The following is a 21,331-nucleotide window of genomic DNA, read 5'->3' as shown; positions in this document are numbered from 1 at the left end:
GCAAGAAAGCGCACCTGGAATTGCTGTCTATCTCTAGCAATAGCATGTCTGGCAGTTGTCGCATTGATGCAGTAGAGACAATCTCTTATCAACGTTGGGAGTTACTTGTGAATAATCTAAAAAAAATCGCCGTTGCCGCCGCAGTACTGTGCTCCGCCCTCGGCGCACAGGCCCAGGAAATCAATCCCTCCTGGTACATTCAACCCAGCCTCAACGCACTCAAGCCAGATTCCGACTTTGCCACGGATAAAACCGGCTATGGCGCAGGCTTGCGTTTCGGCAAACCTGTTTCCCCGGACTGGGATATCCAGCTGGGCACCACGTACGCCCGCTCCAAGGATGGCGGTCAGCGCTACCAGCAAAATACGCTGGGCGTAGACGGCTTGTACATGTTCTCGCGTAAAGCCTTCCGTCCCTTCCTGCTGGTCGGTGCCGGCATGCAGCGCGACAAGGACACCAGCTTCGCTTTCGGCGAACGCAGCAAGAGCTCGCCTTACGCCAGCGTCGGCCTGGGCTTCCAGTCCACGATCAACGATCAATTGTCGTTCCAGGCTGACATCCGCAATGTGCACGGTTTCCTGCGCGGTAACACCTTCGACCCTAGCAGCAAGAGCAACAACTACTACGTCACCGTGGGCCTGAACTTCGCGTTCGACAAACCGCCTGCACCGCCGCCACCACCGCCACCGCCGCCGCCAGCGCGCGAAGAAGTCGTCGTGGTCGTGCCGCCACCACCACCGCCACCGCCAGCACGCTTTGAAAAAGTGACGATGTCGGCAACGGAGCTGTTCGCGTTCGACAGCGCCAAGCTGGGTCCGACACAGACCAAGCTCGACGAAATCGCCCGCGTGCTGAGCGCTGCGCCGGACGTCAACAACGTGGTCATCAGCGGTTATGCCGACCGCATCGGCTCGCCGAAGTACAACCTGAAACTGTCGCAGCAGCGCGCTGATGCAGTCAAGGAATACCTGGTCGCCCACGGTGTCGCCGCCAACCGCCTGACGGCTGAAGGCAAGGGCTCCACCAATCCTGTCGTCACCTGCGATAACAAGAAGCGTGCCGACCTGATCAAGTGCCTGGAACCAAACCGCCGCGTTGAAGTGGAACAAATCACCATCGAACGCCGCGTGCAGTAAGCTCAACAGTGGTACGCCACTTGTGAATAAAAAAAGGGGCTCGCGCCCCTTTTTTGCATTGAAAGTCATCATGAATTTTTCTACCCGTTATCCCAGACTGGCCGGCCTGGCGCCGTTCAGCAAGCAGATGCGCAGTGTCATCGTCTGTTCCGTCACCGAATGGCTGGAACACCGCGCCTCGAGCAAGGGCGCCGCCCTCGCCTATTACACCCTGTTTTCCATCGCCCCCATCCTCGTGCTGGTGATTGCCATCGCCGGCTTTTTCTATGGCCCGGCCGCCGCGCGCGGCGAACTGATGGGGCAACTGCAGGGTTTGCTGGGCACGCAAGGCGCCGAAGCCATCCAGCTGGTGCTGGCCGGCGCGAAGAACCATGAACAGGGCCGCATCGCCACCCTCATCGCCAGCGCCCTGCTGCTGTTTGGCGCCACCAGCGTGTTTGCCGAACTGAAAGCCAGTCTCGATGAAATCTGGCAAGTACCACCGCTGAAGGAAGCGGGCGCCTGGGACATGCTGCGCACGCGCTTGCTGTCCTTCGGCCTGGTGCTGGTGCTGGCCTTCCTGCTGATGGTGTCGCTGGTGGTCAACGCGGCCATGGCCATCCTCGCCAACTTCTGGGAGGGCGTGTGGAAGGATACAGCCGTGCTGTTTACCATGCTGTCGAATCTGATCGGCTTTGCCGTCATCGCCAGCCTGTTTGCCGTCATCTATAAAATGCTGCCGCGCGTGCGCCTGTCCTGGCGCGACGTGGTGATCGGCGCCGTGGGCACGGCCTTCATGTTTTCATTGGGGAAGTATGCAATTGGCGTGTATATCGGCAATAGCGGCGTGGCCAGCAGCTATGGCGCGGCCGGTTCGCTGGTGGCCCTGCTGCTGTGGGTGTATTACTCGGCGCAAATCTTCTTCCTGGGCGCCGAATTCACGCGCCAGTTCGCCCTGCAGCTGGGCAGCATGAAGGATATGCCGAAGACGGACGATGGCGATGTGCAAGTCAAGATATTGAAACGCCACCAGTCCTGAGCAGGCTGACGCATGTCAAAACGGCGCCCGCGGGCGCCGTTTTGACATGCGTTTTGGAGAACTATTCGCCCAGCAATTCCGCCACCACTTCCATGCCTTGCACGCGCTCGGCCACCACCTTCACGATGACGATGATGGGCACGCCCAGCAGCAAGCCCCAGACGCCCCACAGCCAGCCCCAGAACAGCAGGCTGATGAACACCGCCGTGGGATTCATGCGGGCGATGCGCCCCGTCATCCAGGTGGTCACAAAAGTGCCGACCAGGGTGGCAATGGCCATCGACGTGCCCGTCACCAGCAAGACCATTTCCAGCGATTCGAACTGCAAAAAGGCAACCAGGCCCGTGGCGATGGTGATGAGCAAGGGTCCGAAATACGGCATGATGTGCAGCAAGCCCGCCACGATGGCCCAGGCGCCCGCGTTTTCCAGGCCGATCACGCGCAGGGCGATCCACATCAGCACGGCCAGCAAGCCATTCGTGACGAGCAGCATGAACATATAGTTCTGGATCGAGGTATTGATGTCTTCCAGGATGTGCACGGTGACCTTCTTGCGGCTCAGCGACGGGCCCGTCAGCTTGACGAGCTTGCGCTTGAAGGTATTGCCCGACAGCAGCAAAAAGAATACGAGGAAGATGACCATGGTCGCCTGGCTGAGGAAACCCACCAGGCCCAGCGAACCGGCCCAGACCCAGTCCATGATCTTGAAGTTGGGCGCCTCGGCCGCGGCGGCGCGGCGGTTGTTGCGGCGGGCCTCGGCGCCGGCGGCCACTTGCTCGATTTCATTGGCCACGGCCTGCATCTTCTGGAAGGTGCTGTTCTTGCCGCCCGTACTGGCGGCAATCAGGCGCGACAGTTTATGCGTGGCGGCCGGCAACTCTTCCACGATGGATTCAAATTCGCCCTGCACGCGCTCGACCACGACGACGGAACCGAACAGGATCAGGGCCGTGACGGCGGTAGCGCCGATGGCGCGCGGCAGGCGCAGCTTTTCCAGCCAGGCGACGACGGGATTGAGGGTATAGGCAATGAAAATGCCGAAGATGACGGGAATGAGGAATTTCTGTGCCCACTGCAGCGCATAAATGAAGCTGACGGTGGCGATGATGCCCAGCGCCAGACCGCGCGCATTGACGTGCAGCGGCAAACGCAAGGATGTGTCAAGGTGCTCCACGGGCGTGCCGGGAGGTGGCCCGGCAGGCTCGGTGGAGGCAGCCGCCACCGGCTCGGGCGGGGTATCTGTAGGCTGGATATGCATGCGATTCCCGCGACGGTCGGTGGTGGACCACAGGGCCAGCCGTGGGGCTGGCCGCTGCGGCAGGTCATGCCATTACTTGACGCGGATGTCGTTTTTGACCGACTTCACGCCCTTGACGCCACGGGTAATTTCACCCGCTTTGGCGGCATCGGCTGGCTGGGCCACGAAGCCGCTCAGCTGAACCACGCCCTTGAAGGTTTCAACGTTGATTTCCGTCGATTTCAGTGTAGGCTCGTTGAAGATGCTGGCTTTCACTTTGGTGGTGATGGCCGCGTCGTCGATGTACTCGCCCGTGCCTTCCTTGGTTGGGGTCGAAGCGCAACCTGCAACGGCGAACAGGGAAGCGATGAAAAGGCCAGTAGCGATAGATTTAGTGAATTTCATGGTTTTTTCCTTAGGAGTGGTCAATCAATGTGCTCACAATGAGCTTCTTATACCAGTGTGGTGACTGCGCGCCGGAAGGAGCTCAGTAGCCAAACTGGGTTTTTGCAGCCTTGATACAGTCATCCTTGGCTGCGCCGGCTAATGCATCGCATTTTTCTGTCGCGACCTTGTACTCGGCTTTTCTTTTTGCTTCACGCGCATCGCTGCGCGCTTCGATGACTTTCTTGTCCGCCTTGGCATCGGCCAGGGCCGCCACCTTGGTGGACTTGGCCAGCTTGACGCAGACATCCTTGTCGTTGCCCGTCAGCGCATTGCAGCGGGCCAGGTCGACGTCGTAGTTGGCATCGGCAATCTTGATGCGCGCCTTGGTGTAGGCACGCAGGGTATTCGTGTATTGCGCCTGAGCCACCGCTTCATCGTAGGCGCGCACGGCCTTCGCTTCGGCGACGCAGACATCTTTCGGGTTGCCCGTGATTTTTTCGCACTCGGCATGTGCCAGCTTGTAATTCAGGCCCGCCTGCTCATTGGCCGCCTTGTAGGCCGCTTTCGCTTCCGGCGTGGCAGCCACTGCCTGACCGCCCCAGGCGGCGCATGCCAGGCTGACGACGATGGCGGTGAAGAGCTTGTTCTTGTTCATATTGTATTTCTCCCTGGTGGCACCAAGCATGTCTGCTTGGCATGACTACCGTTTTACGTGGATAGTCGCCGCTCTTCTGTACGCTGCCGTACACAAGTAATTTATTTTGAAAGCGGAAGGCAGACAGGGAGAAATAACAACGTTTTGCTGGATCGCTCCTGCCCACATTGCCAGTTCGACAGCAAATAAGTGCGTGCGGCAGCGTACAGACCAAGGACAGGGGCGTGACTAAGATGGCACTACACCCTCACCTCGTCAGGAGAATAAAATGAAAACCAACGCCACCTTGGCTGCACTGATGCTCGCCGCCACCGCTGTACTCAGCGGTTGCGCCACCGGTCCTTCCCAGTCACAACAATATTACCCGGCCAACCAGCCTGAGTCCGCCATGTACGGCACCGTCGATTCCATCCAGATCGTGCAGGGCGGAGGTCAAACCAGCGGCGCCGGCGCCGTGGTCGGCGGCATCGCCGGCGCCCTGCTGGGCAATACCATCGGCTCGGGCGGCGGACGCACGGCCGCCACCGTGGCCGGTGCCGTCGCCGGCGGCGTCGTGGGCAACCAGGTGGAAGGCCGCAGGCAGCAAGCGCAGGCTTACCAAATCAGCGTGCGCCTCGACAACGGCGAATACCGTACCGTGGTGCAAGACAACGCGAATGATTTGCGCCCGGGCAACCGCGTGCGCGTCGTTGACGGCCGCGTCTACCGCTATTAATCCGCTGGCCAGGCTTGCCAGCAAGCCCGCGCCAAACCATGCACCAACAAGGAGATACCATGGGCACCATCATTCTGATCATCTTGATCCTGGCCCTGGTCGGCGTCCTGCCCACCTGGCCGCATAGCCGCAACTGGGGTTACGGCCCCAGCGGCATCGCCGGCCTCGTCGTAGTGATACTGATCCTGCTATTACTGACGGGCAGGTTGTAAAAAAAGGCGCTACGGCGCCTTTTTCATTTCAAGGAGGAAATATCATGACTATCCACAACACACTCTTGGCCACCTTGCTAGCCTGCAGCCTGGCGCCGCTGGCAATCGCGCAGACGGCCACGCCGCAGCCGGGAGACCCGCAACGCTGGTACCAGGAAGACAGCACGGCGCAAGCCCAGCTGCGCACCCTGCGCAAGGAAATCGCCGCCGCGCTGGCCGAGGCCAAAAAAGCCTGCCGTTCGGAACCATCGGCCGCGCGCGCCACCTGCCTGAAGGACGCGCAAGACACGTATCGGCAAGACATGGCGAACGCGGAGAAGCTGCGCGAGGCAGCCCATCCGCAGTGATGCAGCGATACGCCGTACTCTTGCTCTTTACTCTTGCAACGCCTGGCAAAACCGTCGCGAGCGGAAGGGAGAGGTGGCTAAGAAGCGCAACCGTACTTCTAGTACGGTGAGCATCGCAGGCCGCCTATACCGACGCGCAGCAGGTTTTGACAGGCGTCACTAAGCGGCGTCGCGCTCGTAGGGTGGCAATTCATGCACCACGAGTGGCGTGTCTTCCGTGACAAACGCCAGCCAGCCGGCCGCCTTGATCGCGCGCAAGCCGTCTTGATAGCCCTGCTCCCAGCGCCACTCGATGGAGCCCTTCGAGAAATTGATGTCCTTGGCCGCCATGTGCCAGTCGCGCCCCGCATACGGCAGGCGCACGATGTGCATGGTGCTGTCGCAACCGAGCGCTACCAGCTCTTGCGTCTGCTGGCGGTTGTGCTTGGTGTCGGGCAGACCGGCGTACAGTTCGCGCAGTTTGCGCTGCAAGGTATGCGTATTGACGTAATCGGCGATGTGCCGCTTCGAGCGCGAGGCGAAGGTGACGTCCTTTTGCCGCGTCTGCACTTCATCGAGGGTGGTCGGCTCCGGGCCTTCCGAGCTCCACAGGTCGACCATGAAGACCAGCGTGTCGACGTGGGGCGTGTCGTCGAGCACGGTTTCAAGCGGCGTGTTCGAGTACAGGCCGCCGTCCCAATACAAATCGCCATCGACGCGCACGCCCGCAAAGCCGGGCGGCAAGGCGCCGCTGGCGCGGATGTGATCGGCCGTCAGCGGTTGCTGCTGGCTGTCGAAACTGGTGAGGCTGCCGCATTTGACGCGCAGCGCGTTGACCGTCAGGCGCATGCCGCCGGGCTGGTTCAGGTAATCGAAATCGACCAGTTCCCCGAGGGTGCTGGCCAGCTCGCTGGTGTCATAAAAACTCGCCTCTTCCGGCTTGACGGCGATTCCGGCGGGAAACAGGCTGAACGAACGAGGCTTGAAGAAGCCGGGCACGCCGCGCAGCACCGTATCGAGCGTGGCCAGCCAGATGTTCGAGCGGCGCTGCTGGTCGGAGACCAGATTCATGTCGATGCTGTCGCGGTGCGCCACGCGCTGCCAGAACTCTTTCAGACGCACGAGCCTGTCCTCGTGCTTGTTGCCGGCCAAAATGGCCGCATTGATGGCGCCGATCGAGGTACCTACCACCCAGTCGGGTGCCAGGCCATGTTCGTGCAGCGCATGGTAGACGCCGGCCTGGTAGGCGCCCAGTGCGCCGCCCCCCTGCAGCACCAGCACGATGCGCAGGCGCGAGGGATTTAACTGATTGATCGGTGTCTTCGAATGCGTCATCAAGATGGCCCTCTGTCCACCGCGGGGTGCGGCGTGGATCATTGTAAGGGATTGCGTCAGTGCGTGTCGGACCTTGGGTACAGGCAAAAAAAACGCCGTCAATGACGGCGTTCCTGTGCAACACGACCTGCGTTCAGCGCTTGCGGCGCAGCCAGCTGGCGGCAACGGCGGCCACGGCCACGAGGACCAGGGCCGGCTTGACCAGCTTCTTGCGTCCGATAAAGGACAGCGCCGTCAGCACGTAAGGCATGGCGCCCTGCAAACGCATGCCGCCCGGCGCCAGCAGAGATTCGACGCGGTGGCCGGCAAAGCCGACCGCCGTTTCGACCACGCCCTGCAGCATCGATTCGGGACGCAAGGCATAGCCCACGTTGGCGCGCGCATGCACGATGCCCACGCGATACATTTCGCCCTGGGCGATCAGCAGGCGCTTGCGGGCGGCTTGCGCCGCCAGTTTGTCGGTTTCCGACATGAATTCTCCTCGTAGGGCAGCTTACATCAGCATGTCGCGGTCGGCCTTCAATTCCGCCATGGTGGCGGGCATCGACAGCTTTCCTTGACGCAGCATGGCGCGCGCATACATGACCAGCGCGATGGCCAGCAGTACGAACACGACCGTCATGATCGCGAGGATCTTCCAGCCCAGGCTATCCCAGGCCAGGAAAACGATCAGCACGCTGCCGTAAGCGATGGCAAACAAGCCCGCCACCGTCGCCAGCGCGAAAATGACAATCAGCTGCAGCATGTGATTGCGCACTTCCGACAGTTCGATGGTGGCCAGTTCCAGCCGCGACAACATCAGTCCGACGGCGTTCCTGGCCAGGCCGGCGACCGAGCCGATCAATCCCGGCCCCTGGTGAGACGAAGCAGACTTGTCCATATCGCTCCTGACAGTGGATTACTTGCGGCCCAGGATGAAGCCGACCAGCACGCCGACGCCGGCGGCGACGGCCACGGTGCGCCATGGGTTTTCCTTGACATAGCCGTCCGCCTGGGCAGCCATCTGCTTGGTGGCAACGATGGCCGACGCTTGCGCTTCATGCGCCTTGGCCAGAGCGGCGTCCAGGGTTTTCATGCCCTTGACGCGCACTTCATCGGCTTTTTCGCCCGTCAGGGCGGCAGCGGCGCTGAACAGGGCTTGCGCATCCTTGACCAGGGTTTTGACATCGTTATTGACGGTGGTGATATTGTTTTCCAACATGGTTTAGCTCCTTAGCTATGGATGAATGTAGTTACTATACCTACTTTACTCAAAAACACTATTCCATTAGATCGCGCATATCATCGGCGTGCTCTTCCTCGACAGCCATGATTTTGATCAACAAATGGCGTGTGGTCGGATCTTTGTCGCCAATTTTCACGATCATCTGGCGATACGACTCGATCGCCACCCGTTCCGCGATCAGATTGGCACGCACCATGCTTTGCACGTCTTCGGAGTCATCATACTCGGCATGGCTACGTGCAAGCAATGTCGCAGGATTAAAATCTGGCTTGCCATTCAATTGCACGATGCGTTCGGCCAGCCAGTCGGCGTGTTCCTGCTCCTGCTGCGCGTGTTCCAGAAACTCGGCCTTGATGCTGCCATTGTCGCGCCCGCTCACGGTGTAGTAATGGCGTTTATATCGCGCAATACACACCAGTTCGGTGGCCAGGGCCCCATTCAGCAGAGTGATCAACTCCTGGCGATCGGCCTGGTAGCCGGCCGTCACGGCGCCGTCGTCCAGGTTTTTTGCGGCCGCGCGGATGGCGGCCGTGTCGATGCCAGCTGGAATCTCAACAGATGTTAGTGTCATGATGTTTCCTTTCAAGTCTTGCATGGGTATCCACCGGCCAAGGTTCGGCCGGTGCTGCCTTTGGCTTACAACGCCCCAAGGCGTTTAACGGCGGGCGGGAATGGCGGTGTTATCTTCCGACAGCACGATTTCCACCCGGCGATTCAGCTGGCGGTTTGCCACCGTGTCATTGCCAGCGGCCGGATAGGCGGCGCCGTAGCCTTTCGTGGCGATGCGGTCGCGGCTGATGCCTTGTTCCAGCAATGCATTGCGCACGGATTCGGCGCGGCGTTGCGACAATTCCAGGTTATGCGCGGAACCGCCCGTGCTATCCGTAAAACCTTCGATCAGCACGGTGCGTTGCGGGTTGTTTTTTAGTACGTCGGCCAGCTTGCGCGCCGTATTTGCGCCATCGGCCGTCAGGTTCGCCTTGTCCGTGCCAAACAGCACGTCACCGAGGGTGATGACCATGCCGCGCTCGGTTTTCTTGGCGGCCAGGTCGGCCAGCTGCGCTTCGAGTCCGGCGGCGCGGGCTTGCGCATCGCGGGCCGACGCTTCGGCCGCTTGCGCCTGCGCCTTGGCCGCTTCCGCATCGGCTTGCGCCGACTGGGCGCGGGCCGTGGCCTGGTCGGCCTGCTGCGTGCGCGCATCGAGGCGCAACTGATCGCGCTGCTTGCCGGCGTTGGCGACATCGGCTTCTGCGGCTTTCTGCTTGGCTACCTCTTGTGCCGTGGCTATCTTTTGCTTGGCCAGATAGGCCAGCTTGTCGACCTTTTCACTGTCATCCTGGCGCGTGGCGGCCGCGTTCGCCGCTTCCAGCGCAGCGCTCGCTTCGCGGAATTCGCGTGGCGCATAGGTCGATACCAGCGGGTTCGATTGCGCCGCCATGTAGTCGCCGCGCGTCTGGTCGAGCAGACTGGTGGTGGTCGGTGCGGAGCTGCAGGCGGCAACTAAAGCGGCCATGGCCAGCAGGCCGGGAATGGTGGTGTAGGTAGCTTTTTTCATGATGGAGTCCTGTTATTAGTTATTGTTGTTGTTGCTTATTGTTTTGGAGCTTGCTGATTGGCACGGTCGAGTTCTTCTCGCATGACGCGGATGTTCTCGTTGATTTCATCGGCCGCGCTGGTGGCCTTGGCCGAGTTGGCCTTGCTTTGCGCCAGCTTGGCATCGGCTTGCGCCTGGTCGGCCAGGTCGCGCGCCAGTTTGTAGTCGCGGTCTTTCAAGGCTTGGTTAGCCATGCGCATTTTCTCGCGGGCCGAACGCATTTCATCGGGGGCCAGTTCGGCGGCGCCGGCGCTGGCGGCGTTATCGACGGCGGCGCGCGACACGGCGACATCAGCCGTGGCTGGCGTTTTCAGGCTGGAGCAGCCCGTCATCAGAACAACGGCGGTGAGGCAGGCGGCCAGAGCGGTCATGGGGGTTGTGATGGAATCTCGGTTTGTCATTTTTCTTCTCCTGGAGAATGTGATTGATGTGTAACAGGTGGAACGAATCAGGAACTGCGTTTGATGTATGACGTTATAGGCTCCGGCTCCCCACATATCCGTTCGGTGCCGCACATAGAGTAAGAAATCGACAATACTTGCATGGGCAACGTGCGGCAGCGCACGTGCACGCCTGCAAAACCAGAAACGGGACCGGTTTTGTGGCGATTCCTGTAGCATCGTGTCTACTTGTCCAGAAAGAATTCCGCTTATGCCGCTCTCCCGCCGTCAGAAAATCGCCCTTGCCAGCACCGCCGTGCTCATCGCCCTGCCCGTCACCGCCGCCATCGTCCTGTCGAACATGGATTGGAACCGCGCCAAGCCCTGGCTCAATGCGCGCGCCAGCGACGCGCTGGGACGGCCGTTTGCCATCGTGGGCGACCTGGCGCTGACGTGGCGGCAACCGGCAACTACGGGGCAAAAAACCTGGCGCGACTATCTGCCCTGGCCGCACCTGCAGGCCAAGGATGTGCGCCTGGGCAACCCGAGCAGCATGGCGGACACGGATGGCCAGGCGCAACTGGCCAGCGTCAGCCAGCTGGCGTTCTCGCTCAACCCGCTGGCCCTGCTGGACAAGAAAATCATCATCCCGCAATTGCGCTTCGACACGCCGCAGGTGCGCTTGCTGCGCAGCAAGGATGGCAAAAATAACTGGACCTTCGACAAGCAGGAGCAGCCATCGCCGTGGCAGCTGGAACTGCAAAGCGTGGTCTTCAGCAAGGGCAGCGTGACCCTGGACGATGGCGTCAGCAAAACGGCGATGCGCGCCGATGTCGACACCCTCGCGGGCGATGCGCGCTACGGCATCGCCTGGACACTGTCGGGCACCTACCGCGGCGAAACCGTCAAGGGCGGCGGCAAGGCGGGCGGCGTGCTGTCGCTGCAGCGGCAAGGCACGCCCTTCCCCATCCAGGCCGACATGCGCGCGAGCGGCAGCAGCGTGGCCATCGAAGGCACGCTGACGCGCCCGGCGGACTTGGCCGCGCTCGACGTGCGCCTGAAGCTATCCGGACCCAGCATGGCGCGCCTGTATCCCTTGACGGGCGTGCTGCTGCCGGAAACGCCGCATTTCAGCACGGAAGGCCATTTGACGGGCACCCTGGCACCGCGTGGCGGCGAATGGGTGTACGACCAGTTCAGCGGCAAGGTGGGTTCGAGCGACATCGGCGGCAAGCTGGCCTTTTCCGCCAGCACGCCGCGCAAGCGCCTGACGGGTGAAGTGCACTCGCGCCTGCTGCAATTTTCCGACCTCGGTCCGCTGGTGGGCGCTGATTCCAGCGCCAGCAAGAAGGAACGGGGCGTGCCGTCGACGCAACCGGCCGGCCGCGTGCTGCCGGTGGAAACCTTCAAGACGGAGCGGTGGACCAGCCTGGACGCCGACGTGCGCTACACGGCCGACAAGATCACGCGCGACGCCGAGCTGCCGATCAGCAAGCTCGACACGCATGTGGTGCTGACGGATGGCGTGCTGTCATTGACGCCGCTCAACTTCAACGTGGCGGGCGGCACCCTGACGTCGCAAATCAAGCTCGACGGCAGCGGCAAGGTCATCGCCAACGGCATCGCGGCCGAACTCAAGGCCAGCGCCCGCCATCTGCACATCCAGCAACTGTTCCCCCGCCTGCCGGCCCTGCAGGCCAGCGTGGGCGAAATCAATGGCGATGCATCGCTGTCGGCCACGGGCAATTCCGTCGCCACCCTGCTGGGCAGTTCGAACGGCGAAGTGCGTGCGCTGATCAACCGGGGCAGCATCAGCAAACTGTTGCTGGAAGAAATGGGCTTGAACATCGGCAGTGTCGTGCTGGCCAAACTGTCTGGCGACAAGCAGGTCAGGCTGAACTGCATGGCCGCCGACTTCGCCGTCACCAAGGGCTTGATGCGCACGCGCCAGTTCATCGTCGACACCGATGACGCCATCCTCAATATCGATGGCACGGTGAACCTGGCCGATGAACGGCTGGACCTGACCCTGCGGCCCGACAGCAAGGGCTTGCGCGTCTTTTCGCTGCGCTCGCCCCTGTATGTGCATGGCACGTTCAGCAAGCCCGACGTGAGCGTCGACAAGGGCGTGCTGGCCCTGCGCGCCGGTGGCGCCCTGGCGCTGGCCGTGGTGGCGCCCGTGGCGGCGCTGCTGCCGTTGGTCAATACCGGCCCCGTCGAAGATAGCGAATGCGCGGCGCTGCTGGCCCAGGCGCGCGTGAAACCGGTGGCGCCGAAACCGGGCAAGACAGCGCGCAAAAGCCGCTGAACAAGATGGCAAGATAGGGCGGCCGTGCACGATTACAATTGTTACACCCCTATGTGCGTTGCCGAACAGACCCTGCCTTGCCACAATTCTATTCTGTGATCGTGCCTGAAACACCAAGACGTGGCGATACGAAGTCCCCCGGCCCATACCATGCCGGCGCCACGAGGTCCGAATTCATAGGAGAACTATCATGCAAATCATTAAAAAAATCGCCGCTACCACTTCCGTTGCCGCCTTGCTGTTGAGCTTGACCGCTTGCGCCAACATGTCCGGCCAGGATAAAAACACGGCCATCGGCGCCGGTATCGGCGCCGTTGCCGGCTCCGTGCTGACGGGCGGCAGCGCCGTCGGCGCAGTCGGCGGCGCCGCCGTCGGTGGCGTGATCGGTAATCAGGTCAAGCCGAAGTAATTGACGCTCAAAAAAGCGGGGTGGGTGCCCAGGCGCCCGCCCCGCTTTTTTGCGTCCGCGGCACGAGGATGAGGAAATCAGACGAAGACGTTGGCCATGCCGATGGCGCCGCTGTCCTTGACCAGCTCGTAGCAGCGGCAGGAAACGGCTTCCAGGCCGGCGGAATCGAGGATCTCGATATTGCCGCGGCTGTAGGTAATCAGTTTTTGCTGTTGCAGCGCGCTGGCGGCCTTGGTCACGCCGACCCGCCGCACGCCCAGGGTATGGGCGAGGAATTCATGCGTCAGGTGAAATTTTTCCGACTGCAGGCGGTCGCGCGTGATCAGCAGCGAACGGGCCAGGCGTGCCTCAAGCACGTGAAAGCGGCTGCACACGGCAATCTGGATGGCTTGCGCCAGCAAGGTGTCCGTGTAGCGGTACAGCAAACGCTGCAGGGATTCGAGCTGGGCGAACTCGGCGCAGAACGCGGCCCGCCCGATGCGGCTGGCCGTACCGGATCGTTGCACGACGGCACGCACTTGCGCCAGCTCATGACCGAGCGCGACGGAAGCGCCCAGCACGCCTTCGCGGCCGACGGAGCCCACTTCCAGGGTCATGCGCCCTTCCGCCACGGCCAGCAGCGAGATCAGGCAGTCGCCGGGGAAATAGATGTGGCCGATAGGCTGGCCTGGTTCGTACAGTACCTCGCCCACCTCGACCGTGACGCTCTCGAACAGCGCCGTCAGGTGCCGCAAGTCGTGCTCGGGCAGGCTGGCCAGCAAGCGGTTACCGGCATCAAGCGCGCCCGCAGGCGTGCCCATGCCGGATCGGCCTGCATCGCGGGACAGGGTCATGCTGGCGTTCGTTGGTGGCATTGCTTTTCCTTGGTGTCGTTACAACTCGACATAATTTTTACTTAGCCTACGGTGCAGTACCGTGCCTGTATGTACGGTGACGCACGGAAGCGGCGCACGCGGCACAGCACACTGGCAACAGACGCAAGTAACACGCAGAACACGCATCACCCTTTTCATTATTTCAAAAAACACAAGGAGCTCTCCATGACTACCACCACCAAATCCCTCCATCCACTGGTGCTTGCCGCCGCCGTCGCCGTCCTGCTGTTTTGCGGCGTCGGCACGGCGGCCCTGATGGGCTGGCTGCCTTCGTCCCAGGGCGATAGCCAGCCGCTGGCAGCCGGCACCTCGGCCGAGCAAATGGCCAGCCTGCAGGCGAACCAGCCGCCAGCGAACTTGCAGCCGGCCGGCGCGCAAGCGCTGGCAGCCCAGCCACCGCAGCAACCCGTGCGCCAGCCACAGCCTCAGCAGCCGCAGCAACAGCCACAGCAACAATATGCGGCAGCCCCGGCGCCGCAGGTGTGCAGCAATTGCGGCGTGATCGAAGCCATCCATGAAGTCAATACGCGCGCCGAAGGCAGCGGCGTGGGCGCGGCCGGCGGCGCCGTCGTCGGCGGCTTGCTGGGCAATCAGGTAGGCGGCGGCCACGGCAAGCAGCTGGCCACCGTGCTGGGCGCCGTGGGCGGCGCCGTGGCCGGCAACCAGATCGAAGGCAGCGTGCGCGCCACGCGCAGCTACAACATCGTCGTGCGCCTCGATAACGGCAAGACGCGCACCGTGCACCAGAGCGCCGCGCCGAACTGGCGCCAGGGCGACCGCGTGCGCGTCGTCAACGGCAGCTTGCGCGCCATGGGCTAAGCGGCCGCCAGCCGGCGTTTAAACCGAATACACGCCCGGCCCGTCCGGGCGTTTTCTTTTTGGCAATGTTCGTTGGCGTACAGATGAGTTTCCCATCCCGCGAGATGATGCACTCAGGAAAGTTCAACGAATATCTTCAAGGAGCTGCGATGGAAAACGACAAGGCAGGCAGTAAGCGGATCTGGCTCGGCTTGATCGGTGCCGGCATCCTGGCCACCGCGCTGGGCTTCTGCGCGCTGGACCTGGCGCCATTGCAAGCGAGCGCGCCCGTGTTCGGCGTGATGCTGCTGCTGACCGGCGGCATGGTCAGCTGCCTGGCAGGCGCCGTCGGCATGGCCGGCATGCTGGCCTGGATACCGGGCATGGCAGATGATCACGCTGACCGGTCCCGATAGTTGATCCTTGTGTACGACAGCGTACAGAACGCAAGCGAAACAAAGTAGACACTAAGTCATGGCATCAGCGTTCAGCGACCCAATCGCCGCGCAATGACAAAAAACCGATGACGGCGCCATGCGCCAGCGCCTGCAAGGCCATGGCAGTCGCCGTCATCCACACATTACTCTCGGAGGACATATCATGCTGTATACAATCGCCGTCGTACTCATTATTCTTTGGCTGCTGGGCCTGGTAACTTCCTATACCATTGGCGGCTTCATCCACATCCTGCTGGTGGTCGCCGTGATCATGGTGCTGCTGCGCCTGATCAGCGGGCGCGGTTTATAGAGGCCAATTGACTGGCCAGAGGGGCGGTGCGCGTGCAAACGGGCGCCGCCCTTTTGCGTGCGCTGGCAAACCGGCCCATTTTGCAGTAACGTGTACGGGTAGTCCTGGGTATGTCCCAATAACAAAACAAGGAGAAAATCCATGAAAGAAACATTCAAAAAAGGCCCCGGCGCCACATCCCTGATCGGCATGCTGGTGATCGCACTGGCCGCCAGCGGCTGCGCGGACATGTCCTCGACGCAACGCGGCACAGCCACGGGCGCCGGCATCGGCGCGGGCCTGGGCGCCTTGATCGGCGGCACCACCGGTGGCGGCAGCAGCGGCCGTACGGCCGGCGGCGCCCTGCTCGGCGCGGCAGCGGGCGCCGTGGTCGGCAATATCTGGTCGAACCGCATGGAAAACCAGAAGCGCGCGATGGAACAAGCGACACAGGGTACCGGTGTGCAAGTGTCGCAGACGGCCGATAACCGCCTGAAAATGGAAATCCCCAGCGATATTTCCTTCGACACCAACCGCGCCGACATCAAGGGCAACTTCCGCCCGATTCTCGACCGCTTTGCCGCTACCCTGAATGAAAACCCGAACACGACGGTCAGCATCGTCGGCCACACGGACAGCACGGGCAGCGCTTCCATCAACGAACCGCTGTCGGTGGAACGCGCGGCCCACACGCGCGACTACCTGGCCATGCGCGGCGTATCGCCAACGCGCGTCGTCACGGAAGGCCGCGGCGCCCGCGAGCCGATCGCCTCGAATGCCGATGCCTCGGGACGCGCACGCAATCGCCGCGTGGAAATCTACGTAGCCGAAATGGCGCCACGCTAAGTTGGCTTGATTCAATAAAAAAACCCGCCGGCAAGGTCACTTGCCGGCGGGTTTTTTCCATTGAAAACAGCTTACTTCGACGTCGTTGCCTTGGCGCCGCTCTCACCCTCTTTCGCCACCTTGGCAAAATCGCCCGCCGTCACGACCGACACGGCCGATGGCTTCAGGTAATCGCGCAAGCCCTGGTTCACTTGCGCCAGGGTCAAGGCGGCCACTTTCGTTTCCAGATCCTTGTCGTAAGCCATGGTGCGGTCTTCGGCAAGGTAGCCGGCCAGTTCGCGCGCCAGGCCGCTGTCCTGCGTGCGGCCCACTTCCTGGGATTGCAGCCAGCCCTTCTTCGCCTCGGCCAGTTCCGCTTCCGTGAAGCCGTCGGCCAGCACCTTGGCGATTTCCTCGCGCAGTGCCGCTTCCACCTTGACCGTGTTTTGCGGCGCGCTGATGGCGTAGGCCATCCAGTAGCCGGCCGGCTCGCGCGACGGGATGCTCACTTGCGAACCCACGCCGTACGACAGGCCTTCCTTCTGGCGGATGCGGTCGGCCAGGCGGCTGCGCAAGGCGCCGCCACCGAGCATGTGATTGGCCATCAGCAAGGCCGGATAGCTGGCGGCGTCATCCTTGAGGGGAATCGGCTGGATGGCGAACAGCACGCTATTCGCCTTGTCCGGCGTTTCCAGCGTGACTTTCTCGCCGCTGACGGGCTTGACGGCGTCGGGAATGCGCACATACGGCTGCGGCGCCTTCCAGCTGCCGTACAGGCTGGCCACTTGCGCCTTCAGCGCGGCCGGGTCGAAGTCGCCTACGGCAGCAAAGGTGGCGTTCGACGCGCCATAGTAGGCGCCGTGGAAGGCTTTCACATCGCTCACCGTGATGGCTTTCCATTGTGCCAGCTCGGCCGGCAGGGTGGCCACGTGGCGCACATGGCCTTCCGGCGTGGCGTCGAGCAGGCGACGGAAGGCGTTCACGGCCAGCGGCTGCGGTTCAGGCAATTCCTGCTCGGCACGGCCCACTCTTTCGCGCTGCAATTCCAGGAATTCCGTTGCGTTCAGGGCCGGCTTTTGCAACACTTGCGCCAGCAGGTCCATGGCGGCCGGCAAGTTCTCGCGCTTGCCCATCAGCATGGCGGTCACGCCCTCGGCGCCGCCCGTGATGGCCACTTGCGTGCCCAGCTGGTCGAACTTGTCCTTCACTTCCTGGCGCGACAGTTTATCCGTGCCGCGCGACAACAGATTGGCCGTGTAGCTGCCCACTTGTCCCTTGCCGCGCAAGCTCTCTTCGCTGCCGATCTGCAATTTCAGCACGACGCTGACGGTGCTGCCCTTGGTTTTCTTCGGCAGCAAGGCGCCCTTCAAGCCGTTCGGCAAGGTGAAGCGCTGGGTGCGCGCTTCGATATTCTCGGGGCTCGGGTCGAACGCTTCGCCCTGCGCCACGACGGCGCGGCCCGTGTAGCCGGCCAGTTGCGGCGCCACGTCGGCGTAGGCCGGCACGACGGTGCGGTCCGGCGCATCGGTGGGGATGAAACGGCCCAAGGTGCGGTTCGAGCTCTTCAGGTATTTCTCGGCGGCCGCCTGCACCTGCGCCGTCGTCAGCTTGTCGAGCTGGTCGCGTTGCAGGAAGAACAGGCGCCAGTCGCCGGCCGCCAGCGATTCCGTCAGGGCAATCGTCAGGCGCGCCGTGTTCGAGGTGGCCAGTTCGATCTGTTTGTTCAATTGCTGCTTCACGCGCGCCACTTCCGCGTCCGTGATGGGCTGCGATTTCAGCTCTTCCAGCACTTTCAGCATGGCCGCTTGCGCCGCATCGAGGTTGCCATCGACGGGCACCAGCGCGCCGAACAGGTTGTAGCCCGGCTCCAGGTTGCTTACCGAGTTGTATTCAATCTTGCTGGCCAGCTTGGTTTCCACCAGCGCCTTGTGCAGGCGGCCAGCCGGGGCGTCCGTCAGCACGTGGCCGAGCACCTCGATGGCGACGGCGTCCGGGTTGCCGGATGGCGCCACGTGGTAGCCGGCGCCGACGAATTGCGTGCCGCCGCTGCGGCGCACCGTCACGGCGCGCTCGCCATCTTGCACGGGCTCGGCCGTGTAGGTCGGTTCGATCACGCGCGTGGGTTTCGGGATCTTGCCAAACAGGTCATTGATCTGTTGCAAGACCTTGGCTTCATCGAAGCGGCCTGCCACCATCAGTACAGCGTTATCTGGCTGATAATATTTATGATAAAACGCGCGCAAGCGGGGAATGTTCACCTGCTCGATGTCGGAACGGGCGCCGATGGTCGACTTGCCATAGTTGTGCCAATCGTAGGCAATGGCCTGGATGCGTTCGCTCGTCACGCCGATCGGATCGCTCTCGCCCATTTCGAACTCGTTGCGCACGACGGTCATTTCACCTTTTTGCGTCTTCGGGTTCCACAGGTCGTTCTGGTCGATGGCCGCGTTGACCATGCGGTCCGCTTCCATGGCCAGCATCTGGCGCAGGTTGTCGTCGTTGGCGGGGAAGGTCGCGTAGTAATTGGTGCGGTCATACCAGGTGGTGCCGTTGAACTGCGCGCCCGTCGAGTTCAGGATCTCGACGGGGGTCTTGCTGCCCTTCTTGATGCCAAAGTTGGCGCTGGGCTTGAACAGCAAGTGTTCCAGCAAGTGGGCCATGCCCGTTTCGCCATAGTTTTCATGGCGCGAACCGACCAGGTAGACGATGTTGGTGGTCAGGGTCGGCTTGCTGGCATCGGGGAACAACAGCACGCGCAAGCCGTTGGCCAGCCGGTATTCAGTGATGCCTTCGACGGACGTGACTTTGACGGCGGCGCCGCGGTTGGCTGCGGCCTTGCCGGCTTTCTGGGTCGGTGCGGCTTCCACCGGGGTGGCGGCCAGGATGAACGACGGCGAGAGGATGCCGGCGGCAAGCAGGAGTGCGGTAATTGGTTTCAAGTCAGAGTCCCGGTAACACTACGATATAAAGATGCGAAAGCTGCGCAAACGAAAGATGCGCAAACGCAATACGATACAAACGCAAGAATTGCCACGGACCCGCGCTGCGTCTTCGCTGCCCAGGGAAATCATTGCTCTCACAATTTACGGCATACTTATCAGTTACGCAAGTCCCCGTCATCAAGCTGTTATATGCCCGTGTTATACTCGCGGTTCCAGAACTATCTGCCTGTATATGAGACGAGCTCTCGTCCTGCTCTGCCTTTTTGTTTTCATCGCTTTGCCCCAGGCGTTCGCCAGCATGGCTTACGCCAGCCCTTCCCCATTCCAGCATGCAATCGCGGCCGGCACTACCGCTGCGCCTGCCTTCGTCGCCGATTGCCTCGACCCCAGCGCCCATGCAGGCTTGCCCGGCGACAATTGCGACGCCGACGAATGCGACAACGACCCCATCACGCTGTACCCGACCTCGCGCCAGGCCGTACCGTTTTACGCCATCATTTGGCAAGCGGGACCGGGCGCACTTGCCGAAGCGGACGTGCGGCTGGCCACCCGGCCGCCGCGCGTCCGCCTCTGAACACATGCATGCAGCACCCACGCGCCCGGGGCTTTAGCCGCCGGGCACGCTTTACACTGATCGACTTTACAAGGTTACACACATGGAATGGTTATTTGACCCGACAATCTGGGTCGGCCTGCTGACGCTGGTCGTACTGGAAATCGTACTGGGTATCGACAACCTGATTTTCATCGCCATCCTGGCCGAGAAACTGCCGCCGCACCAGCGCGACAAGGCGCGCGTGCTGGGCCTGACCCTGGCCCTCGTCATGCGTCTGGGCCTGCTTTCGCTGATTTCGTGGCTGGTGACATTGACCACACCGCTGTTTTTTGTCTGGCAATTCTCGTTCTCGGGGCGCGACCTGATCCTGCTCGTCGGCGGCCTGTTCCTGCTGTTCAAGGCCACCACCGAGCTGCATGAGCGCCTCGAAGGCGTCACGCATGCCCAGACGGGCCCGAAAGTCTACGCCGGCTTCGGCCTGGTGGTAGCGCAGATCGTCGTGCTCGACGCCGTCTTCTCGCTCGACGCCGTCATCACGGCCGTCGGCATGGTGGAAAACCTGTACGTGATGATGGCGGCCGTCGTCATTTCCATCGTCGTCATGATGCTCGCCTCGAAAGTGCTGACGCGCTTCGTCAACGCCCACCCCACCGTCGTGGTGCTGTGCCTGAGCTTCCTGCTGATGATCGGCCTCTCCCTGGTGGCCGAAGGCCTGGGCTTCCACATTCCGAAGGGCTATCTGTACGCGGCCATCGGCTTTTCCATCGTCATCGAGTTCTTCAATCAGCTGGCGCGCCGCAACTTCCTCAAGCTGCAATCGACCGCGCCGCTGCGCGACCGCACGGCGCAAGCCGTCCTGAGCCTGCTGGGCGGACGCAAGGGCCGCGAAGCCGTGGAAGAACATGAAGTCAAGGAAACGCCTGACGTCTCCGCCTTCGGCGTGGAAGAGCGCAACATGGTCAGCGGCGTGCTGACCCTGGCCGAGCGCTCGATCCGCTCCGTCATGACGCCGCGCGGCGATGTGTCGTGGGTCAACCTGAACGACAGCAGCGACAAGATGCTGCAACTGCTGCGCGAAACGCCGCACAGCATGATTCCTGTCTGCAATGATGACCTCGACAACGTGGTTGGCATCGCGCGCAGCAAAGACCTCATCGAGGACCTCGTCTCGCGCGGCAAGATCGACCCGGCCAGCATGCGCGAAGCCGTCGTCGTGCCGGAAGCGGCCGGGGTGCTGAAAGCCATGGAAACGTTAAAACGCTCGCGCGGCCAGCTGGTGCTGGTGGTCGACGAGTTCGGCACCGTGCAAGGCGTGCTCACGCCGATCGACATCCTCGAAGCCATCGCCGGCGAATTCCCCGACGAGGACGAGCTACCCGACGTGGAAGTGCTGGGCCCCGGCCACTGGCGCATCGATGGCGCGACCGACCTGCATTACCTGGAGCAAGTGTTCGAGAAGGAAACCCTGGTCAGCGAAGACGGCGAGTACAACTCGCTGGCCGGCTTCCTGCTGGCGCACTTCGAAAACATGCCGGCCGTGGGCGAAGTGCTGGAACTCGATGATCTGCGCTATGAAATCCTCGAGGCCGACGAGCGCCGCATCGCCAGCGTGGACGTGCGCCGCATCGAGCCCGATCACAGTTTGTAACACAATGGCAAGCGTGCCCCGCTT

25 protein-coding genes are annotated in these 21,331 nt (G+C 62.2%); 13 read left to right on the top strand and 12 right to left on the bottom strand.

Annotated features, from left to right (window positions below):
* The first annotated feature begins 107 nt into the window (after window positions 1-107).
* Together CLU91_RS24705 and CLU91_RS24700 are read left to right on the top strand one after the other, a co-directional pair.
* On the top strand, window positions 108-1,136 hold the full coding sequence (locus CLU91_RS24705) for an OmpA family protein (RefSeq protein WP_100876222.1): 1,029 nt from the start codon (window positions 108-110) through the stop codon (window positions 1,134-1,136).
* A 70-nt stretch (window positions 1,137-1,206) separates the two neighbouring features.
* On the top strand, window positions 1,207-2,154 hold the full coding sequence (locus tag CLU91_RS24700) for a YihY/virulence factor BrkB family protein (RefSeq protein WP_100876221.1): 948 nt from the start codon (window positions 1,207-1,209) through the stop codon (window positions 2,152-2,154).
* 61 nt (window positions 2,155-2,215) lie between these two features.
* Here the strand turns inward: CLU91_RS24700 and CLU91_RS24695 are convergent, their stop codons facing one another.
* The 3 genes from CLU91_RS24695 to CLU91_RS24685 form a co-directional block, all read right to left on the bottom strand.
* Entirely contained in the window at window positions 2,216-3,412 is a 1,197-nt protein-coding gene (locus tag CLU91_RS24695; protein ID WP_442906583.1) for an AI-2E family transporter, read from the bottom strand.
* Between the two features lie 72 nt (window positions 3,413-3,484).
* On the bottom strand, window positions 3,485-3,796 hold the full coding sequence (locus CLU91_RS24690; protein ID WP_096234579.1) for a BON domain-containing protein: 312 nt from the start codon (window positions 3,794-3,796) through the stop codon (window positions 3,485-3,487).
* A gap of 82 nt (window positions 3,797-3,878) precedes the next feature.
* Window positions 3,879-4,433 carry a hypothetical protein gene (locus CLU91_RS24685; RefSeq protein ID WP_100876219.1) on the bottom strand — a complete coding sequence of 185 codons (555 nt, stop codon included), beginning with the start codon at window positions 4,431-4,433 and terminating at the stop codon, window positions 3,879-3,881.
* A gap of 268 nt (window positions 4,434-4,701) precedes the next feature.
* Between CLU91_RS24685 and CLU91_RS24680 the strand changes: the two genes are divergently transcribed.
* The 3 genes from CLU91_RS24680 to CLU91_RS24670 are packed head-to-tail and all read left to right on the top strand — an operon-like array spanning window position 4,702 to window position 5,707.
* Window positions 4,702-5,148, top strand: coding sequence for a glycine zipper 2TM domain-containing protein (locus CLU91_RS24680; RefSeq protein WP_070278587.1), 447 nt, complete (start codon window positions 4,702-4,704; stop codon window positions 5,146-5,148).
* A 59-nt stretch (window positions 5,149-5,207) separates the two neighbouring features.
* On the top strand, window positions 5,208-5,360 hold the full coding sequence (locus CLU91_RS24675) for a DUF3309 family protein (RefSeq protein ID WP_010396415.1): 153 nt from the start codon (window positions 5,208-5,210) through the stop codon (window positions 5,358-5,360).
* A 44-nt stretch (window positions 5,361-5,404) separates the two neighbouring features.
* A complete protein-coding gene (locus CLU91_RS24670; RefSeq protein ID WP_100876218.1) occupies window positions 5,405-5,707 on the top strand; it encodes a hypothetical protein in 303 nt (100 codons plus the stop codon).
* Window positions 5,708-5,866: 159 nt separating this feature from the next.
* Here CLU91_RS24670 and CLU91_RS24665 read toward each other — a convergent pair whose 3' ends face one another.
* From CLU91_RS24665 to CLU91_RS24635, 7 genes are all read right to left on the bottom strand, one after another.
* Window positions 5,867-7,021, bottom strand: a complete 1,155-nt coding sequence (locus tag CLU91_RS24665; RefSeq protein ID WP_100876217.1) for a patatin-like phospholipase family protein — start codon at window positions 7,019-7,021, stop codon at window positions 5,867-5,869.
* A gap of 133 nt (window positions 7,022-7,154) precedes the next feature.
* Complete coding sequence (locus CLU91_RS24660; protein ID WP_034758933.1) at window positions 7,155-7,493, bottom strand: hypothetical protein; 339 nt, start codon at window positions 7,491-7,493, stop codon at window positions 7,155-7,157.
* Window positions 7,494-7,514: 21 nt separating this feature from the next.
* Window positions 7,515-7,901 (bottom strand): phage holin family protein, encoded by a 387-nt coding sequence (locus CLU91_RS24655; RefSeq protein WP_100876216.1) that lies wholly within the window; start codon window positions 7,899-7,901, stop codon window positions 7,515-7,517.
* Window positions 7,902-7,919: 18 nt separating this feature from the next.
* Window positions 7,920-8,222 (bottom strand): DUF883 family protein, encoded by a 303-nt coding sequence (locus tag CLU91_RS24650; protein ID WP_035826246.1) that lies wholly within the window; start codon window positions 8,220-8,222, stop codon window positions 7,920-7,922.
* A gap of 58 nt (window positions 8,223-8,280) precedes the next feature.
* Window positions 8,281-8,817 (bottom strand): ferritin-like domain-containing protein, encoded by a 537-nt coding sequence (locus CLU91_RS24645; RefSeq protein ID WP_035828883.1) that lies wholly within the window; start codon window positions 8,815-8,817, stop codon window positions 8,281-8,283.
* Between the two features lie 84 nt (window positions 8,818-8,901).
* Window positions 8,902-9,801, bottom strand: coding sequence for an OmpA family protein (locus CLU91_RS24640; RefSeq protein WP_100876215.1), 900 nt, complete (start codon window positions 9,799-9,801; stop codon window positions 8,902-8,904).
* A 35-nt stretch (window positions 9,802-9,836) separates the two neighbouring features.
* On the bottom strand, window positions 9,837-10,241 hold the full coding sequence (locus CLU91_RS24635) for a DUF4398 domain-containing protein (protein WP_100876214.1): 405 nt from the start codon (window positions 10,239-10,241) through the stop codon (window positions 9,837-9,839).
* 250 nt (window positions 10,242-10,491) lie between these two features.
* On the opposite strand from CLU91_RS24635, the gene CLU91_RS24630 reads away from it, so the two are divergent.
* Both CLU91_RS24630 and CLU91_RS24625 read left to right on the top strand, forming a co-directional pair.
* On the top strand, window positions 10,492-12,528 hold the full coding sequence (locus CLU91_RS24630; protein ID WP_100876213.1) for an AsmA family protein: 2,037 nt from the start codon (window positions 10,492-10,494) through the stop codon (window positions 12,526-12,528).
* A gap of 190 nt (window positions 12,529-12,718) precedes the next feature.
* The gene (locus CLU91_RS24625; RefSeq protein ID WP_010396384.1) at window positions 12,719-12,937 is read left to right on the top strand and encodes a glycine zipper 2TM domain-containing protein; all 219 of its coding nucleotides are present in this window, start codon (window positions 12,719-12,721) and stop codon (window positions 12,935-12,937) included.
* Window positions 12,938-13,014: 77 nt separating this feature from the next.
* Here CLU91_RS24625 and CLU91_RS24620 read toward each other — a convergent pair whose 3' ends face one another.
* On the bottom strand, window positions 13,015-13,737 hold the full coding sequence (locus CLU91_RS24620; protein WP_100876912.1) for a Crp/Fnr family transcriptional regulator: 723 nt from the start codon (window positions 13,735-13,737) through the stop codon (window positions 13,015-13,017).
* 240 nt (window positions 13,738-13,977) lie between these two features.
* On the opposite strand from CLU91_RS24620, the gene CLU91_RS24615 reads away from it, so the two are divergent.
* The 4 genes from CLU91_RS24615 (at window position 13,978) to CLU91_RS24605 (ending at window position 16,182) form a co-directional block, all read left to right on the top strand.
* On the top strand, window positions 13,978-14,631 hold the full coding sequence (locus CLU91_RS24615; RefSeq protein ID WP_100876212.1) for a glycine zipper 2TM domain-containing protein: 654 nt from the start codon (window positions 13,978-13,980) through the stop codon (window positions 14,629-14,631).
* 149 nt (window positions 14,632-14,780) lie between these two features.
* Window positions 14,781-15,026, top strand: a complete 246-nt coding sequence (locus CLU91_RS24610) for a hypothetical protein (protein ID WP_099760056.1) — start codon at window positions 14,781-14,783, stop codon at window positions 15,024-15,026.
* A gap of 184 nt (window positions 15,027-15,210) precedes the next feature.
* Window positions 15,211-15,357, top strand: coding sequence for a lmo0937 family membrane protein (locus CLU91_RS28020; RefSeq protein WP_010396376.1), 147 nt, complete (start codon window positions 15,211-15,213; stop codon window positions 15,355-15,357).
* A gap of 189 nt (window positions 15,358-15,546) precedes the next feature.
* Window positions 15,547-16,182 carry an OmpA family protein gene (locus CLU91_RS24605; RefSeq protein WP_442906613.1) on the top strand — a complete coding sequence of 212 codons (636 nt, stop codon included), beginning with the start codon at window positions 15,547-15,549 and terminating at the stop codon, window positions 16,180-16,182.
* Between the two features lie 71 nt (window positions 16,183-16,253).
* Here CLU91_RS24605 and CLU91_RS24600 read toward each other — a convergent pair whose 3' ends face one another.
* Entirely contained in the window at window positions 16,254-19,100 is a 2,847-nt protein-coding gene (locus tag CLU91_RS24600) for a M16 family metallopeptidase (RefSeq protein WP_100876210.1), read from the bottom strand.
* 301 nt (window positions 19,101-19,401) lie between these two features.
* Here CLU91_RS24600 and CLU91_RS24595 point away from each other — a divergent pair, with 301 nt between their 5' ends.
* Both CLU91_RS24595 and CLU91_RS24590 read left to right on the top strand, forming a co-directional pair.
* The gene (locus CLU91_RS24595) at window positions 19,402-19,677 is read left to right on the top strand and encodes a hypothetical protein (RefSeq protein WP_100876209.1); all 276 of its coding nucleotides are present in this window, start codon (window positions 19,402-19,404) and stop codon (window positions 19,675-19,677) included.
* Between the two features lie 82 nt (window positions 19,678-19,759).
* Window positions 19,760-21,307, top strand: a complete 1,548-nt coding sequence (locus tag CLU91_RS24590) for a TerC family protein (RefSeq protein WP_100876208.1) — start codon at window positions 19,760-19,762, stop codon at window positions 21,305-21,307.
* The last annotated feature ends 24 nt before the right edge of the window (window positions 21,308-21,331 follow it).

The sequence above is a fragment of the Janthinobacterium sp. 64 genome, assembly GCF_002813325.1.
GTDB lineage: Bacteria > Pseudomonadota > Gammaproteobacteria > Burkholderiales > Burkholderiaceae_D > Janthinobacterium.
Note: the sequence above shows the minus strand (reverse complement) of the source record. Positions and strands in the feature narration are given on the sequence as shown.